An 18052-nucleotide genomic window follows, 5' to 3' on the forward strand; every position below is an offset into this window, starting at 1 on the left:
TATTCCCATCTGATGATTCTCTCCTGATGCAGTATCAGGTTTAAAAACTATGTAATTACGCCATTGTTTAAATAAAACTATATCCAATGACTACCAGGGCTATCCTAACAGGTTGTATTATTACAGGAATACTGATCTCCGGTTGCAAAACATTGATACCCGTTCCACGGAACCTAAACACCATTCATACTACTGAAGTTGAAAAGGATATTGTAGATAAGATAGGGTTGGTTATGGACTCCTCCCAATCTTCCAATCCAACAACCATGGTATGCGGGAGCATCCCTCTCCCAAAATACCTGAAAGATTTGAATCAGAACGATATTTATACAAGTAACATTACATTGGCAATGAACACAAGCCTGCAGGCATACGGTTTTTCCGGATCAATGGGGAAGAAAGACATTTTGATCGTTGCTTATCTTACTAAATTCAAAGACTATAATTGTGGCGGCGCTCAAAAAAGGGCATCCGTAGGAGTAAAATTATTTGTTCACGCATCTGAACTCAAAATAAAGGCAAACTCCCCAACGCTTCCCATGATCGCAGCAGCAGTGGAGCTGGGCCTGGCCAAGGCAGAATACCGGTTCCGGACTTTCGGCATCAATCCGGACGACTTCTACAGTAATCTTCCCAGCGCCTACTTCACCGTAGACACTTACTCGAAAGTGATTTCAGCGTACGACAACATTGTTCATTCCCTGAAAGATTCAACGGAAATAGATCCAATTATCAGTGATCCTCCTACTGCAAAATAAACGGCTACTTTATTCATCCGTCATTTCCAATTCCTTTTTGACGCAATTTCTCCGATCTTATCTTTTTGTTACCAACGCCATGCAATAATTAGCAATGCATAAAATAATCCACTTTTGTACCTTTAAATAGGATTCATCCAAATAAAGGATTATCTTTTTTCCACAATGGCGCCTGTAACAAACAATGAATATGAATTATTGGACCGGCTCAAACAGAACGATGAGTCGGCCTTTACTGCATTGTACAAAGCTTACTGGAAGCCGCTGTATTTCCTTGCATTCAAACATCTTCAATCTTCACAATCGGCCGAAGAAATTGTACAGGAAGTATTCCTGACCCTCTGGGAAAAAAGAGCTGTACTCACCATTCACTCCCCCGCCATGTACCTGGCAGCGATGGTCCGCTATGCTGTGTACCGCTACATCGCAAAGGAAAAACAACACAGTAGAATCCCTGAAACCTCCGCCCATGAAGTGTTCCGTATAACACCTGATTCCATGGACGATAAGCTGCTGCTGGATATGGTAGCCAAACTCAGCTCCCGCCTGCCGGAAAAATGCCGCATGGTTTTCATCAATTCCAAATTGCTGGACCAGCCCATACAGGAGATCGCCCGGCAAATGAATATTTCTCCCAGGACCGCAGAAGCCCACCTGCAAAAAGCGCTGAAGATCATGCGCAGCCAACTCGGCAATGTTTCATCCTTCTTCTTTCTTTAGGCTACGCCAATCCCCCCCATTGAATATTTTTTTACTTTTTTTTAGAAACCACTAAGTAGAAAGCGATCCGCTTTGACTCTTATATATAAAGGCATTTTTTGTACCTAATATGATCCCGGATAATATCAAGGAAATAGCCCGAAAATTTCTCAATGGCGAAGCCACTGAACAGGAACTTTCCCTTTTGCATCAATGGTATGATAAATGGGAAGATGATGAAACGATTATTGAGGCCGGCACAGAATCTCCTGACCTGATCGAATCACGCATGTTATCCCGCCTGCTGGACCAGATCAGGCAAAAGCAATCCAACCCTGCGGAACTGGTGGCATTACCGGGCCGCAAATGGTGGAAACTGGCCGTGGCAGCGGCTGTTATCATTGCATTGGGCGCAAGTCTTTTCATCTGGCAACAGCAGTTCAGCAGCAAAAAACACGCAGGTCAACCGGCCATGAAGGATTCAAGCTCCGTGATCCGGCCGGGTATCGACAAAGCTTTACTGGTACTGGATAACGGCAAAGAACTGGTGCTGGATGATCAGGCAACAGGCATCATCACCCAACAGGGTAATACCACCATCACTAACCAGCATGGGCAACTCAGTTATGATGGCGCCGCAGCTCAGCAAGGGAGTATCTATTACAATACTGTCAAAACCGGAAGAGGCAACCAGTATCAATTGTTATTACCGGATGGAACAAAAGTTTGGTTGAACGCATCCTCCTCAATTCGCTTCGCCACCACTTTCAGCGAACAGGAACGGATAGTGGAGCTTACTGGCGAAGGATATTTTGAAGTGGCGAAAGACAGGAAACGGCCATTCAGAGTAATGCTGCCGAAAAACACCGGAGAAGAAGCAGCACACGCCGTTGAAGTGCTGGGAACAAATTTCAATATCATGGCCTACCAGGATGAGGCAGGCATCAAAACCACCCTGCTGGAAGGAAGTGTAAAAGTGAGCAGTCATCCATCAGCCACTGTACAGGGAACTGTTTCATCCACCATTCTGAAACCCGGTCAGCAGGCCATTATGCCGTTTGTAAACGATCAATCGGGCAAACTAACGGAAAACAATATACGCATATCTACTGCAGACGTGGAAGAAGCAGTGGCCTGGAAGGATGGCTATTTCAGGTTCACGGATGCGCCCATCACAGCGGTAATGCGGCAGGCCGCCCGCTGGTATGATGTGGAAGTGGTTTACAATGGCAATATTAAGCAGGAGGTGTTCAGCGGAAGCATTCCAAGAACTGCGAACATCATGCAACTCATTAAGATTTTGGAACTGACAAAAACCGTAAAGATCAGGATCGAAGGAAGGAAACTAATTACATCGCCCTTCTAGGCATTTCAACAGACCATCCTCATTCTATGGAACTTTTTGGTTTGTCCGGAAAAAAAGCCGGAGGTGTTTGAGCCACCTCCGGAATAATGTCCGGGTAAACCCTGTATTGAACAACCGTATTAAAATTGATCAGTTAACAAGTAAAAACCCAAACAAAGCAAAGGTATGCAACTACATGCTTTTGACAAAGGCCGTATTAAACCGGTGTTTGTCGCTCATCAAACATTGCTGGCAATGAAGCTTACTGCAATCTTCCTGTTCTTTGCTTTCCTGCACGCGGGGGCAAATTCGTTCGCGCAGAAAGTAACTTACTCGGAAAAGAACGCATCCCTCCGGCAGGTATTCAAAGTGATCGAAAAACAAACAGGCTTCACTTTTTTTTACAACAACCGGACCCTGCATTCGGCAAAGAAGATTAGCATCAATGTGAAGGACGCCTCCCTTCAGCAGGTGCTTGCAGAATGTTTCCGGAACCAGCCACTCACCTACGTAATCCAGAACAACGTGATCATCGTCAGTGAAAAAGAAGAGGAACCTGAAGCGAATGAACCGCCCGCTGTTCCTCCCCTGAATATCCGCGGAAGGGTCATAGATCCGGAAGGCAATCCACTGGATGGTGTTTCTGTATTTGTAAAAGGAAAATCGAAAGGCACTACCACCGGCGCCGACGGCGTTTTCACCTTGAATGGCGTGGAAGAGAATGCAGTATTGCAGATCTCCTTCGTTGGTTACTCCACGCAAATGTACCCGGTGAAAGGCAATTCAACCATCACCATAACATTGCAAAAAGAGAACAGGCTGGAAGAAATGGTGGTAGTTTCTTATGGCCTTCAGAAGCGAAGAGAAATAGTTGGAGCAGTGGCAGAGATAAAAGCCAGTGAGCTCAAAGATCAGCCCGTTGGTACTTTTGCTGAAAGGCTGCAGGGGAAACTGCCGGGCGTACAACTGGCGCAGACCAATGGCCGCCCGGGTCAGGGAATGGATTTCCGGATCCGCGGCGCGGCTTCCATCTCGGCCGGCAACAATCCGCTGATCGTTATCGATGGCTTACCAATCAACGGCAATACAGATGGCATCAATAATATCAATCCTGATGAAGTAGAAAGTTTTTCGGTGCTCAAAGATGCCGCTGCCACTGCCCTGTACGGATCGAGGGCTGCCAATGGCGTGATCCTGATCACCACTAAAAAAGGAAGGGCAGGATCAATGAAAATAGATTTCAGTGCTTCTTCCGGCGTAGCCAGTTATATGAAGAACCTGAAACCTGAAGTGATGAATGCAACTGAGCTGGCTACATACATGAAAGGATTCTATGAAGACAAAATAAAGTACGAAGGATATACCGGCGGTATTCCTGCCGAATACCAGGACCCTGAAAAGTATGGCGAAGGCACAGACTGGTACGGCCTGCTGTTGAGAAAAGCGCCGGTGCAGAATTATAGCATGAGCTTAACCACCGGAAGTGAAAAAGCGGTGCTCAGCCTGGTGGCCGGCTATTTCAATCAGGAAGGTATTCTGAAAAATACAGGCTACAAACGCTTCTCACTCCGCATCAATGCCGAGTTCAATATCAGCAAAGCCATCAAACTGGGCGCCAGCCTGGCTCCCAGCCTGCAACTGGAACACAATATCCGCCAGGGCGGTAATTTCAACTTCGACGGTCAGCGGCAGATCATCGCCAGTACGCTGATGATGCCGCCAATGGCGTCACCCTACAATCCCGACGGGTCGCTTACACTCGGCTATGCGGGTGGCTTCTCCAACCTTTTTACATGGGCCAACCCTCTCAGGCAGATCCAGGAAGTGAATGATGATGTTACAAGAGGCCGTCTGCTGAGCTCCGTATTTGCAGAATTCAAATTCCTGAAACATTTCAATTTCAGGTCCACCATATACGGCGATATCATCAGCATGACCCGCAAGAAATTCATCCCTTCCACGTCAGTGGGTGGCTTCAACAATGTACCGATAGACAATGCGCCGGCCGGCAATAAATCCGCCATCGGTGAAGCAGGCACCAGTAACAACTATGCCTGGATCAACGAGAATATCCTCACCTGGCAGAAAGATATCGGTGATGATCACTCGCTGAAAGTATTGGCTGGCTTCACTGCCCAACGCGCAAATGATTATACCACCACGCTCACGGGCCGTGATTACCCAGACAATAAAATTCCTTACATCAGCGCAGCCACCAGGGTTACAGCCAGCACAGGCTCACAGGCATGGGCCTTATTGTCTTACCTGGGAAGCGTGGACTACAGTTTTAAAGGGAAATACCTGCTGCGCGCATCCGTACGCCGCGACGGTTCTTCCCGCTTCGGTTTCGCCAACCGTTATGGCACTTTCCCATCAGCAGGCATAGGCTGGATACTGAGTGACGAATCTTTCATGAAGAACCTGCCTGTGATCAGTTATCTGAAATTGCGCACCAGCTATGGTCTCACGGGTAACAACGAGATCGGCAACTATACTTCCATTCCACTGATCAGCACGGCCAATTACGTTTTCGGCAACACACTGGCGCCAGGCGCTGCACAAAGCACCCTGGGCAACTCATTGCTCAGTTGGGAGAAACAAAAACAGTTCGATATCGGCGCTGATCTCGGTTTTTTTAACGACCGGATTCTCCTCACCTACGATTATTATCACAAGTATACGGATGGCCTCCTGTACCGGGTGAACGTACCACGTTCTTCAGGTTTCGCGAATATTCAAACCAATGTTGGTACAATCAAATCATGGGGACATGAGTTCTCTCTCACATCAAAGAACCTGGTTGGAAAATTTGAATGGACCACCCATTTCAATATCAGCTTCGACAGGAACCTTGTAGTAAAACTGGGAGCCAATGATGCGCCCATTGCAGCAAGCCCTTCCGTGGCCTTATCTGAATTTACGGACTGGCGTACGGAAGTAGGGCAACCACTCGGCAACTTTTACGGATATGTATTCGACGGTGTATTCATGAACCAGGCAGAACTGGATAAAGGCCCCAAACATTCCACCTCTAAAGTAGGCACCGTAAGGATGAAGGACCTCAATGGCGACAATATGATCGATGCCGCCAACGACCGTACCTGGATCGGCAACCCCAACCCTGATTTCATTTTCGGTATGACCAATAGTTTCAGGTACCAGGGCTTCGATATGAGCATCTCACTGTCTGGCACATACGGGAATAAACTGAAGAACAGTATGGAAGAAAGCCTTTACAATATGGATGGGGTTTTCAATGGCCCTAAAGAATTACTGCAACGCTGGCGCTCTGAAGAGAACCCCGGCAACGGCAGGATACAACGAACCCTTGCTGGTTCCACTGTTCTGTCGCGGGCCGATAACTCCCTCTTCATTCACGATGCCTCGCACCTGACCATCAACAATATCACATTGGGCTATTCATTCAAGAGATCGTCCTGGATCAGTATTCTCCGGAACCTGCGCGTGTATGCAGGCGTTCAGAACGCTTACATCTTTACCAGCTATCCCGGAAATCCTGAAACCAGCTACAATGGACTGAATGGTATTTCACAAGGCGAGGACATCGGAGCTTACCCGGTTGCCAGGACCTTTACTTTCGGCCTTACCGCAGGATTCTAAAAATGCGAATTCCAAAATGTCAAATCAAAATGAAAAAGATAATACTTTATATATTCATCCTGTTCTTCAGCCTGAGCTCCTGTAAGAAATTCCTGGTGGAAGCGCCGCGCACTGCACAGAACTCGGTTGATTTTTTCAAGACCGAAAATGATTTCAATCTCGCTGTCAACGGCGCTTATGCGGCACTGAGAGATATCTATGGCTCCAAGTCTTCCTGGCTGATGGGAGAAATGAGATCAGACAATACGCATTATGATTACAAACCCTCTGATGGTTCACTGGCGGTTGTACAAAGAAGTGATGCAGCCAATTTCCTGAACGACAAATTCAGCGGACAGACCAGTGATAAATGGGTAAGGGCCTATGTAGCGATCTCCAGGGCCAATGCCATCCTTGACCAGGTAGATGCCGCATCTTTTTCTGCAGACAGCAAAAGGAAAATAGCAGGGCAGGCAAAATTCATCAGGGCGCTTTCTTATTTTGAACTGGTAAGATATTATGGTCAGGTGCCTATCTATGTTCATCTCATCAATAACCCGGATGAGATCTATGTTCCCAAATCATCTGTGGCGCAGGTATATGACCTGATCATCTCTGATGCAAAGGATGCCATTGAAAAACTGGATGCTGCCACTTTTCCGCAAACAGGGGCAGCCACCAAAGGAGCAGCGCTCACACTGCTGGCAGATGCCTATATCAACCTGAAAAGGTTTCCGGAAGCAGAACCCCTGCTGAAAGAGGTAACACAACAGGGATACAGCCTGATGGCGAATTACGCAGATGTATTCACTCCCGCAAATAAGAACAACAAGGAATCGATCTTCGAAATACAATATAACTCCACGCTGGCAACGCCACAGTCGAGCAATTTTATTTACAATTTCATTCCCCGCATGTCCAACTCAACGGCCATCACAGGATTGAACCAGAATACCATTACTGATCTCGGCGGGTTCAATACACCTACGCAGGACCTGATCAGCAGTTTTGAAACAGACGACAACCGCCTGCCTGCCTCCATCGCCATTGCAGAAGGTACCTGGAACAGTTCCAATGATTTTGTGCCTGCTTCCAATACTGCCGGGTCTGCCGTGAAGAATATCGTTGGCTATACGCCGCCGCCCGGCATGACCGGCAGGCCCTTCCCGAAAAAATTCCTGCACCCGCATACATTGCCCAACCAAACGAACAATAACTGGCCGGTTTATCGTTATGCAGAAGTATTGTTGTTGCTGGCGGAGACTTTGAATGAACAGAACAAACCCGTGGAAGCACTGCCCTATCTGAACCTTGTGAGAGACAGGGCTTTTGGCGCAGGCGTATCTCCGGTAACCACTGTTGATCAAACAGAGCTGCGCGCCATCATCCTGCATGAAAGAAGAGTGGAGCTGGCTTTCGAAAATAAAAGATGGATCGATCTTGTGCGTACGGGTAATGCCATCTCTGTGATGACGGCATATGGTATAGCCATGAAAGCAGCAAACAATTATCTCCCTTCCAACTCCTTCAATATCACGGAGAGTAGTTTGCTGTTTCCTATCCCCTACACTGAAATAGAATTGAATCCGCTACTCGAGTAACATAAATCAGGCTCTGCCAGTATCTGCACTACATAGCAACGATCACCTGAACTATTTCCATTTTAAAATCTTTCAAATATGACCCGGATAATTGTATCGCTGTCTATCCTGGCGCTGATCGTTTTTGCCTGTGGCAAAAGCGGATCGGCAGGAGATAACCCGCCGCCTGTGAACCCGCCGCCGCCAGCAGAAGACACGTTGAAAGGAATGATATTCACTACCAACAATTCCACCAAAAGCTTAGAAATGTATGATGCCGGTGTAAAGGACTGGAACAAACCGGAAGCAAAAAAATGGAGCTGGAGGCCTTCGGTCTCTGCCGGCTTCAGTACTGCGGAAAGCAATGCCTTCGCCGGAGGATCGGATGTCAGGCTCAGGAAAGTAAGGGACTGGAACAATGAAACATTCCTGTCGCTCACCGATACAAGGATGGCGGCCATCCTCACCTGGCCCGGAGCGGTCAGGAAATGGTCGCTTCCCATCGATGGCAACCTGCATGCCGCCGAGATTTTACCCAATGGCAATGTGGCGCTGGCTGCTTCAGATGGCAACTGGGTGCGTGTATATAGTTCATCCCAGGGCGCAGACAATTCCATATTTGCACAGTATGATCTGAATGCTTCGCATGCAGCCTTATGGGACCCTGCCTACAACCTCTTATGGGTTACCGGACAGGACCCGCGAACGGGAGAACATATTCTCACAGCGCTCGAGATCAATGGCACGGCGGCAGCACCTGAACTGAAAGAGGCCACTGCCTACAGGGCTGTATTGCCTACAGCCTGGGGACATGATGTGTGGCCTTACTATGGAGATGTGAACCGTCTCTGGGTGAGTACTAACGGCGGCGTATACCTGTTCAATAAAACTACAAGATCTTTTGTTGTGGCGCCCGGCGGCTCCAACCGTTCTTTTGTAAAGGCAGTTGGCAATTATGCTGCCGGTGGCCTGCTGGTGCAAACAAGGCCCGATGCCAACAAATCACCCACACCAGCCGCCAGTTGCGGCCTCAACGGATGGGCCACCAGCACGGTAGATTTTTATACGCCTTCCGGCTCCCTGTACACCACACGCGTTGCGCCAGGCGCCTGTTTTTACAAAGCAAGGATCGATAGAGCAGATTATCAATAAACCTTTATATCATGAAACAGCAATTCCTGATCATCCTGACCAGTTCTTTGCTGGCAGGCATTGCCGCCTGCAGGCCGGAAAGCTCCGGCAGCAAGATCATCGAGCCCAATTCAATATCGGCCAGCGCTCAACAGGCTGCTGCCAATTGTTGCTGGATAGTTACCACCAACCAGGCCTCGAAAAAAATAGAGATCTATGATCCTGCGGTGAGCGACTGGAATAACAGTACTGCGCTTAAGCATTCCTGGTATCCCAATGCCGGCAACGGATTCACTAATCCAACAGTTGGATGGGGCCTGCCTTCAGATGCCAGGCTCCGCAACAGTTCTTTCTTTGGCGGACAGCAAATGCTGGTAGCTGATTCTCACGGCTTCTGCGGTATCATTCCCTATCCTTCACTCACCGGCAAGAAATGGGCCATCAACCTGGGCTCCGGCATCAACCCGCATTCCATCGAATTACTTCCCAATGGCAATGTGGCCATCGCTGCATCTGATGGGAATTGGATGAGAGTATACACTTCTTCACAAGGGACCTGGTCTACCGGCTACGCCCAATTTCCACTGAGGGCTGCGCATGCCGTACTCTGGGACCCCACCTACAACCTGCTCTGGGTTACGGGCTGGAATCCCATTGTAAGCAACAGTCATGCTGACCTAGAGAATCATATCCTCACAGCCCTGACCATCACCGGCACTGCCGCCAACCCGCAGCTTACGGAAGTTGGAACACGCCGCTCAGGGCTTCCATCTTTCTGGGGCCATGATGTGCAACCGTATATCGGTGATGTGAACAAACTTTGGGTAAGCACCAATGCAGGCGTTTACATTTACAACAAATCCACCAAGACATTCCAGGACGCGCCTGTAAATATCGGCAACCGTACATTCGTGAAAGGCATCAGTAATCAACCCTCGGGTACAGTGGTGCTCACCAGGCCTGATTCCAAAAAAACGCCTGTTCCTCCACAGCCCGCAACAATCAATGGCTGGACCACTTCTTATGTAGACTTCTATTCGGCTACGGGTTTCTATCAGTCTTCAGGACATAAGAATGGCGCGGCCTGGTACAAAGGCCGCATATGGACGCCAGACTATCAATAATAGTTTTTCATCTAACATTTTGTCATGCACACCAGAAGAGATTTTATCAGGCAATCTTCCCTTGCAGGATTTGCCCTGGCCGTACCAGCATCCTGGTTTCAGGCAGGAAATGATTCTTTCGTTTATACCTCTCCGTTCCTTAAACTGGAGCTCGCAGCATCCTCGCCCCGGTTACTTTACTTTTCTACCGACAGCCTTGGGCAGGGCCAATTGAACAATAACCCGGTGATGAAACAGCCCGCAACCAATGGCATCGTTTACAAAAGCAAAATAAAGCGCAGCAGTATCGGGTATTTCACCGGGCAACATGCACATCCTGACTGGGAAATTGTATGCGATAAGAAGAGCTTTGTGATCCGTACCAACTGGCAGGAAGGCGCTGCTGTGGCTCCTTTCGAACTTTCTTTTTCACAGCGCCTGAACCATTGCACGCTGCTGGGCTGCATGCAGGACCAGCAACAGGTGAAATTCCCCTCTGTGCTGCATTTCCCGGGGATGGGAAGTTTTCGCGTGCATTGCGATCAGCCGGATCAGACTTTGCACTATGATGCCTACCGCTTTCATGGCCCCGGAGAAAAAGGCGAGCCCTATGTGAAATGCTCGCTCCCTGGAGCAAACGCGCTGCAACCGCAGATCAGTTACCATTTTGAATCGGTTACCATCTATCCTGACCTGCCCGTTATCCGGAACGATAAACGTTTTGACGGCTTCCGCAGGAATTTCATCAATATCTTCCAATTGAATCCAAGGATCCGTACGCTGGCCAATAACAGCGCCAGCGATGCCTGCGCTTTCACCATGTTCATCTATGCGGAACTGGCGCGGAAAACGCCGGCCCTCACAACACAACTAACGGCCATGGATATGGTCAGGAATTCACTTGACCAGTATCTCGGCGGCATGAAAGCATATGGACAGGTAGGCTACAGAGGTGCGTACGGCTGGCAAAGTGAATTCGATTCAGGCGACAGCGCCCCAAGCCTTATCATGAGCGCCTGCTATTATATCCTCGATACAAAAGACCATGAATGGGCAAGGCTTCATTATGAAAGTATCAGGATCTGGGCCATGACTATGATAGCAACAGACAGGAATAATGATGGACTGATCGAATATGGTTACAGCGGTGATACCGGTAGCTGGACAGGTGATTTCAAGCGCCCATCCAATTGGTGGGATACCATCGGGTTTGGCCACGATGACGCCTATTCGAATATTCTTGCCTATCGCGCTGTTACCCTGCTGGCGAATGTTGCAGAAGCGCTCAACAAGAAAAGCGACCAGGAATTCTTCAATAGTTTTGCCGCAAAGCTGAAGGAGGCGTTCTATCCTGCATTTTTCAATCCTGCTACCGGCGTACTCGGCGGTTGGCGCAGCAAGGACGGTAAATTGCACGATTATTATTTCCTTTTCGTGAACAGCATGGCTGTTACTTATGACCTGGTGGATACAGCAACAGGCATCAGGTTGATGAATGCCTTACTGCAAAAGATGAAGGAAGTGGGATATGACCGGTTTGATTTCGGTTTGCCGGGCAACCTGCTTCCCATTGCCGCCGAAGATTATACCCATCACGATCCACGTTGGGGCTACCAGCAATTCCAGGTATACGAAAATGGCGGCGCTACCGGCTGCTACGCCTACTTTACCATCCATGCACTCTTCAAACTGGGCATGCGCCGGGAAGCTGAAGCGATCCTCTTCCCAATGCTCGACAGTTATACGAATAACGGATTCCAGGGCCAGTGTGAAGGCACTGAAATGACCCGCGACTGGAGAACATGGACTGGCGAATGCTGGGGCTACGAAGGATTCCTGGTGGATAATTACCTGCCTTTCCTGGCAGTATTTGATTTGGAAACAGCAAAACAAAAAATATAGCATGTTTAGAAAATGGATACTCTTCCTGCTGCTTGCAGGCGTCACTTCATGGGTCAACTCACAGCAATATATACCTGCTCCGGAATTATCCGGCGCAGGCGCTTATACCTGGGTATGGCTGCCCGATCCGCAGACCTATCACAAATTCGGGCGCAACCAGCCGCTTTTCGAAACGATGATCCAATGGATAAAAGACCAGCGCCAAAAACTCAACATACAACTCGTACTCTGCACCGGGGACCTGGTGGAGCAGAACAATATCCTTCAACCAGACAGTCTCAATGGCGATCAGACCAGCCTGGAACAATGGCGCTCCGTGTCTGCAGCATTCAACAAACTGAATGGCGTACTGCCCTATATACTTTGTACAGGCAATCATGATTACGGCATCAAAAGCGCCGAGAACAGGTATTCACAATTCAACAGTTTTTTTCCTCCACAGGGTAATCCGCTTACACAATCCCTGCTGGTGGAAATGGCTCCCAATGCTGCAGAAGTAAAAACACTGGAGAACGCCTGTTATGAGTGGAAGAGCCCCCATGGTGAACCTTTCCTTTTTTTCTCCCTGGAATTTGCTCCGCGAAAAGAAATACTGGCATGGGCAAAAGCAGTAGCGGCGAGGCCTGCATACAGGCAACATACCGGCATCGTTATTACGCATAGTTATCTCAACTCAACCGGGAAAAGAATAGAAAAAGAGCATTACGCAATAACTGACGCCAATTATGGAGAAGCGATCTACCAGGAACTTGTTCAGCCCGCCACCAATATCCGTTTCGTTCTCAGCGGACATATCGGCAACAGCGATGAACACAAAGACCAGGTAGGATACCGCCTCGATACCAATGCAGCAAAAAAAGAAATTCATCAGATCGTATTCAACGCGCAGCGTGAAGGCGGTGGCTGGCATGGCAATGGTGGCGATGGCTGGCTTAGGATCCTGGAATTCCTGCCCGGTAAAAGGACCATTCAGGTTTACACTTTTTCACCTTTCTTCTATATTTCGCCGGCCACCAGGCACCTTTCGTGGAGAAAAGAATCCTATGATCAGTTCTCATTGAAATACTAAACCCTTGCCTATGTAAAGATTTGTTAAAAGACCATTAACCTTTTCTTCACATTATAAATCCATCTTTGCGCTCTCCTTAAAACAAAACCAGCGCAAATGAGCCAAAAGCTACGCTACCTGCGGATACTATGTTTATCCGTACTTATTATCTTTCCATCGATCCTGTTTGCACAACAAATCATCAGCGGCAGGGTCACTGATCAAAAAGGCAAAGGTCTCCCCTCAGTAAATGTAGTAATCAGGAACGCTTCCAACGGTGTTGTTACAGACACCGACGGAAAGTTCTCCATTACTGCGCCTTCCGATGCAGTACTCATTTTCTCATCAGTAGGATTTGCCACACAGGAAATCCCCTTGAACGGCCAAACAACTTTGAATGTAACCATGCAGGAAGGTTCAAAACAACTGGACGAAGTGGTGGTAACGGCCATCGGTATCAAACAACAGAAAAAAAGACTGGGCTTCACCACCCAGGAAGTAAAAACAGAACAGCTGGCCAATTCCCGCACCATGAACCTGGGAACAGCATTGGCCGGGCAGGTAGCGGGTCTCACCGTTACCACGCCTACCGGCATGTTCCAGAGCCCGCAGTTCCAGCTAAGGGGCAAAACGCCGCTCATTGTTATCGATGGCGTTCCGGTGGAAACAGACTTCTATGATGTATCAGGCGAAGACATCGAAAATATCAACGTATTGAAAGGCGTTGCTGCATCAGCGTTATATGGCACCCGCGGCAAAGACGGCGCCATCCTTATCACTACAAAGAATGCCAAAAAAGAAGGCATGGAAGTGAACGTGAACACCAACAATATGTTCACGGCCGGCTTTACCGTTTTCCCGAAAACACAAAAAGAATACGGCAGCGGCTCCAACGGCCAGTATGAGTTCTGGGATGGAGCCGATGGCGGTATCTCCGATGGCGATATGACCTGGGGCCCCAAACTGAATGCAGGCGTGAAAGTTCCTCAATGGAACAGCCCCATCAGGAATAAAGAAACCGGCGAAACCATCGAATGGTATGGCGATGTAAAAGGCACCATCTATGACGACCGCTCCAAATATGAGCGCGTTCCCACCGATTTCGTTTACCACGATAACCTCAAAGACTTCCTGAGAACAGGCATCGTCAGCACCAATACTTTTTCTGTTGCTTACAAAGGAGAAAAAGCACGCTACTATGCTTCCGGTAAATATGCCCACCAGAAAGGACAGGTGCCCAATATGAGCCTCAACACCGGAGGACTGAACTTCAATGCCGCCTTCGACATCACGGAAAAATTCACACTGGAAACCTCCCTCTCCTACAATAAAGTGTTTTCACCTAACTATCCCCGTTATGGATACGGCCCCAAGAACCATATCTACACCATCCTCATCTGGATGAGTGATGATGTGAACGGACAGGACCTGAAGAACCACCTCTGGGTGCCCGGCCAGGAAGGCTACCGCCAGGCCAACTATAACTATGCCTGGTACAACAACCCTTATTTCGCTGCCTATAATTTGAAACAGGCGCAGGACAGGGATGTGGTTGACATGCAACTCAAAGCCAATTACAAATTCACCAAAGACCTGGTGTTCCAGATCCGCGGCAATGGCAGGAATATTTCCAATTTCGAATCCATGAAAAGCCCCAAGTCTTACATGAACTATGGAGACTCGAGGAACGGCGATTATAAGAACTGGAATACACATCAATTGAATTTCGATGCAGACGCCCTGCTTTCCTATTCGAAGGAAATCACAGACAATATCCAGATCGGCATCAATGCCGGTGCTTCCCTCTTCAACCGGAAATACACAAGGGAATATCAATCCACCGATGGTTTGATAGTTCCGGAAGTATACAGTCTCAATAATACACAGGGCCCTGTACAGGCCAGCAATTCACGCTACGAGAAATCCATCAGGAGTATTTATGGCGCCGCCAATATAGACCTGTACAATGCGGTATTCCTTAGCTTCACAGCACGTAACGACTGGTCTTCCACCCTTCCCACCAGCAACAATTCCTATTTCTATCCTTCCGTTTCACTCAGCACCATGGTATCCGAATTTGTACAGATGCCACAGTTCGTTGAATACCTGAAACTATATGGATCATGGGCGCAGGTGTCCAGCGATCTGGCTCCCTACAGTGTTTATTCCGCTTATAACAAAGGAACTACTTATGGTTCCACTCAATCCGTTTTTTATCCCCCCGGGATCGTAAACCCAAATATCCTTCCCGAGAAATCATCTTCTTACGAGATGGGTCTTTCCACCGGCCTCTTCAAAGGCAGGCTCTCACTGGATCTTACGTACTATAATATCAAAGATGAAAACCAGATCATTGACCTGGGCATCTCAGAAGCTTCTGGTTTCACTTCCAGGAAAGTGAACGGCAATGTGTATACTACCAACGGATTTGAAGTGGTGGCAGGATTCAAAGCGATAAAGAAAAAGAATTTCAGGTGGGATATCGCCGCCAACTGGTCTACCTACGAGAAAAAGATCACCGAGATCTACGGCGATCAGGCCAAGTTCGGTAACCTCAAACTGGGCGACAGAACGGATAGCTATTATGCCACAGTATGGCAGAAAAGCGCAGATGGCCAGCTGATCCTCGGAAGCAATGGCATGCCCATCAGGGATGCGTTTGCGCGCAATATCGGTCACCTCGATCCTTCCTGGAGACTCGGTTTCCAGAATAAATTCAACATCAAAGGCTTCGATATCGGAGTTGATATTGATGGTGTCTGGGGCGGTATCATGAACTCAACCACCCATGAAAAGATGTGGTGGGGCGGCAAACATCCGAACTCCGTTGAATACCGCGCTGCAGAATATGCTGCCGGTCATCCCGTATATGTTCCGGAAGGCGTAGTAGTGGTGTCAGGTGAATTGAAACAGGATATCAATGGCAATGTGATCTCCGATACCCGTAAGTATGCTGCCAATACCACTGCCGTAAGCTGGCAGACCTGGGGACAGAACTACCCCTATCGCGCCCGTGTAACCGAAAAAGAGAGCAAGAAATTCGCCAACACATTCGATCGCTCCTTTTTCAAACTGCGCAGGGTATCTGTTGGCTATGAACTCGGCAATGTGATCAATTTAGGAAAGAAAGTAAAAGGACTTTACGCACAGGTATTTGGATACAACCTGGCCATGTGGAAGAAAATGCCATTGCTGGACCCGGATTACGAGATCGGGAACGATGGCAACCTGCAAGACCCTTCACCACGCTATGTAGGTTTCTCCCTCAATGTAAAATTCTAAACAGCATCCTGCACTAAAAATTCTCTACGTAATGAAAAAATTATTCATCATAGGCATCACAGTTCTTACCGGGTTCACCTCCTGCAAGAAACTGGCAGAAATCAATATAGACCCAAACAGGGTTACGGAAACGCACCCGCAATTACTGCTGACACAAATAGAATGGGATGCTTTCCGCTACAATAACGGGACCAGCCCGCTCTATGCAGAAAAGAAACTTGTACAAACAGACGGGGAAAGCACTGAGCAATATTATAAATGGGACAGGTCTAACTTCACCCCTTATTCGAAAATGAGGGATGTTACCAAAATGATGGAAGAAGCAGAACGCATCAACAGCAATGCATACCTGGCGTTGGGCAAATTCTTCCGGGCGGTTTACTTCCTCAACCTCACACTTACTTTCGGAGATGTGCCATATTCACAATCCCTGCAGGGTGAAACACAGGAAACCTATATCCCACCCGCCTATGATTCGCAGAAAGAAGTGTTCAAAGGCATACTGAATGAACTGAAAGAAGCGAATGAATTGTTATCGAAGGAAAACACCATCATTGCCGGGGATATCATTTACAAGGGCGACCTGGGAAAATGGCGCAAAGCCATCAACGCTTTCCGCCTGAAAGTACTGATGCTGCTTTCCAAAAAAGAAGCCGACGCTGACCTGAATATCAAGACAACCTTCTCCCAGATAGTAAGCAATGAACCGCTTTTCGCCAGCAATGACGATGATGCGCAACTGGTATTCCTGGACCAGGAAGGCAATCGCTATCCTGAATTCAACTCCAGCGGCTATGGCTCAGGCATGTATATGGATTCCACTTTTATCCGCCGCTTGCAGGACAGGGAAGATCCACGTCTGTTTATCTTCTGCACCAGGACGAAGAATGCGGAGGATGATGGACTGGAGATCGATGATTTCGCTGCCTATGAAGGAGGCGACCCCGCTGCTCCTTATTCAACAGTGAATACAAAAGCCGCGCAGGGAAAGACTTCCAAAGTGAACAACAGGTACCATAAGGACCCAACTACAGAGCCCATGGTACTGATCGGTTATGCTGAACAGGAACTGATCATTGCAGAAGCGATCGTTAGGGGATGGCTTTCCGGCAATGCAGATGACCACTATAATACAGGTGTAAAAGCATCTTTCAAGTTCTATGAAAAATATGCAAAAGGATTGGGGAGCTATGTATCCGAAAGCATTGCAACTGCATACCTGGGCAAGACCATCAATAACCTGGCGGCTGCTGCAACAACTGAAGAGAAGATCGAAAAGATCATCATGCAGCGCTACCTCCGTTCTTTCCTGCAATCACCCTGGGGGCCTTTCTTCGATCACCTCAGAACAGGTTATCCTGAATTCCGCCGCCCTGCAGGTGTGAATATCCCCTTCCGCTGGATCTATCCGCAGGCTGAATACAATAACAATGCAGGTAATGTGGGTGAAGCCATCAAGCGCCAGTTCGGAGAAGGTAATGATAAGATCAGCGCCCAGCCCTGGTGGACAAAACAATAAACTACCGATAACCATTATACGAAAATAACTGATCGGAGAACTGGCAGTCACTCGCCTCTGGCGAGTGACTTTTGTTTTGTCGCCT

The 18052-nt window shown here is 48.2% G+C and carries 11 protein-coding genes; all 11 read left to right on the plus strand.

What is annotated here, in order from left to right; translation table 11 throughout:
• The first annotated feature begins 86 nt into the window (after nt 1-86).
• The 11 genes from D9Y29_RS02815 to D9Y29_RS02865 all read left to right on the plus strand — a co-directional run bounded on the left by D9Y29_RS02815 (nt 87) and on the right by D9Y29_RS02865 (nt 17967).
• Entirely contained in the window at nt 87-758 is a 672-nt protein-coding gene (locus D9Y29_RS02815; protein ID WP_127124911.1) for a hypothetical protein, read from the plus strand.
• A 165-nt stretch (nt 759-923) separates the two neighbouring features.
• Nucleotides 924-1478 (plus strand): RNA polymerase sigma factor, encoded by a 555-nt coding sequence (locus D9Y29_RS02820; RefSeq protein ID WP_127124912.1) that lies wholly within the window; start codon nt 924-926, stop codon nt 1476-1478.
• A gap of 109 nt (nt 1479-1587) precedes the next feature.
• Nucleotides 1588-2823, plus strand: a complete 1236-nt coding sequence (locus tag D9Y29_RS02825) for a FecR family protein (RefSeq protein ID WP_127124913.1) — start codon at nt 1588-1590, stop codon at nt 2821-2823.
• Nucleotides 2824-3057: 234 nt separating this feature from the next.
• Entirely contained in the window at nt 3058-6423 is a 3366-nt protein-coding gene (locus tag D9Y29_RS02830; RefSeq protein WP_164735221.1) for a TonB-dependent receptor, read from the plus strand.
• A gap of 29 nt (nt 6424-6452) precedes the next feature.
• Entirely contained in the window at nt 6453-8003 is a 1551-nt protein-coding gene (locus D9Y29_RS02835; RefSeq protein WP_127124915.1) for a RagB/SusD family nutrient uptake outer membrane protein, read from the plus strand.
• Between the two features lie 78 nt (nt 8004-8081).
• Nucleotides 8082-9134, plus strand: a complete 1053-nt coding sequence (locus D9Y29_RS02840; protein ID WP_127124916.1) for a DUF6528 family protein — start codon at nt 8082-8084, stop codon at nt 9132-9134.
• Nucleotides 9135-9145: 11 nt separating this feature from the next.
• The gene (locus D9Y29_RS02845) at nt 9146-10237 is read left to right on the plus strand and encodes a DUF6528 family protein (protein WP_127124917.1); all 1092 of its coding nucleotides are present in this window, start codon (nt 9146-9148) and stop codon (nt 10235-10237) included.
• A 24-nt stretch (nt 10238-10261) separates the two neighbouring features.
• Nucleotides 10262-12118 carry an alpha-L-rhamnosidase-related protein gene (locus tag D9Y29_RS02850; RefSeq protein WP_127124918.1) on the plus strand — a complete coding sequence of 619 codons (1857 nt, stop codon included), beginning with the start codon at nt 10262-10264 and terminating at the stop codon, nt 12116-12118.
• A gap of 1 nt (nt 12119) precedes the next feature.
• Nucleotides 12120-13187 (plus strand): metallophosphoesterase, encoded by a 1068-nt coding sequence (locus D9Y29_RS02855; RefSeq protein WP_127124919.1) that lies wholly within the window; start codon nt 12120-12122, stop codon nt 13185-13187.
• A 96-nt stretch (nt 13188-13283) separates the two neighbouring features.
• Nucleotides 13284-16448 (plus strand): SusC/RagA family TonB-linked outer membrane protein, encoded by a 3165-nt coding sequence (locus tag D9Y29_RS02860; protein ID WP_127124920.1) that lies wholly within the window; start codon nt 13284-13286, stop codon nt 16446-16448.
• A gap of 31 nt (nt 16449-16479) precedes the next feature.
• Entirely contained in the window at nt 16480-17967 is a 1488-nt protein-coding gene (locus tag D9Y29_RS02865) for a SusD/RagB family nutrient-binding outer membrane lipoprotein (RefSeq protein ID WP_127124921.1), read from the plus strand.
• Nucleotides 17968-18052 lie beyond the last annotated feature (85 nt).

Origin of the sequence: Pseudoflavitalea rhizosphaerae (assembly GCF_003991355.1) — a bacterium.
In the GTDB taxonomy this organism is placed as follows: Bacteria; Bacteroidota; Bacteroidia; order Chitinophagales; family Chitinophagaceae; genus Pseudobacter; species Pseudobacter rhizosphaerae.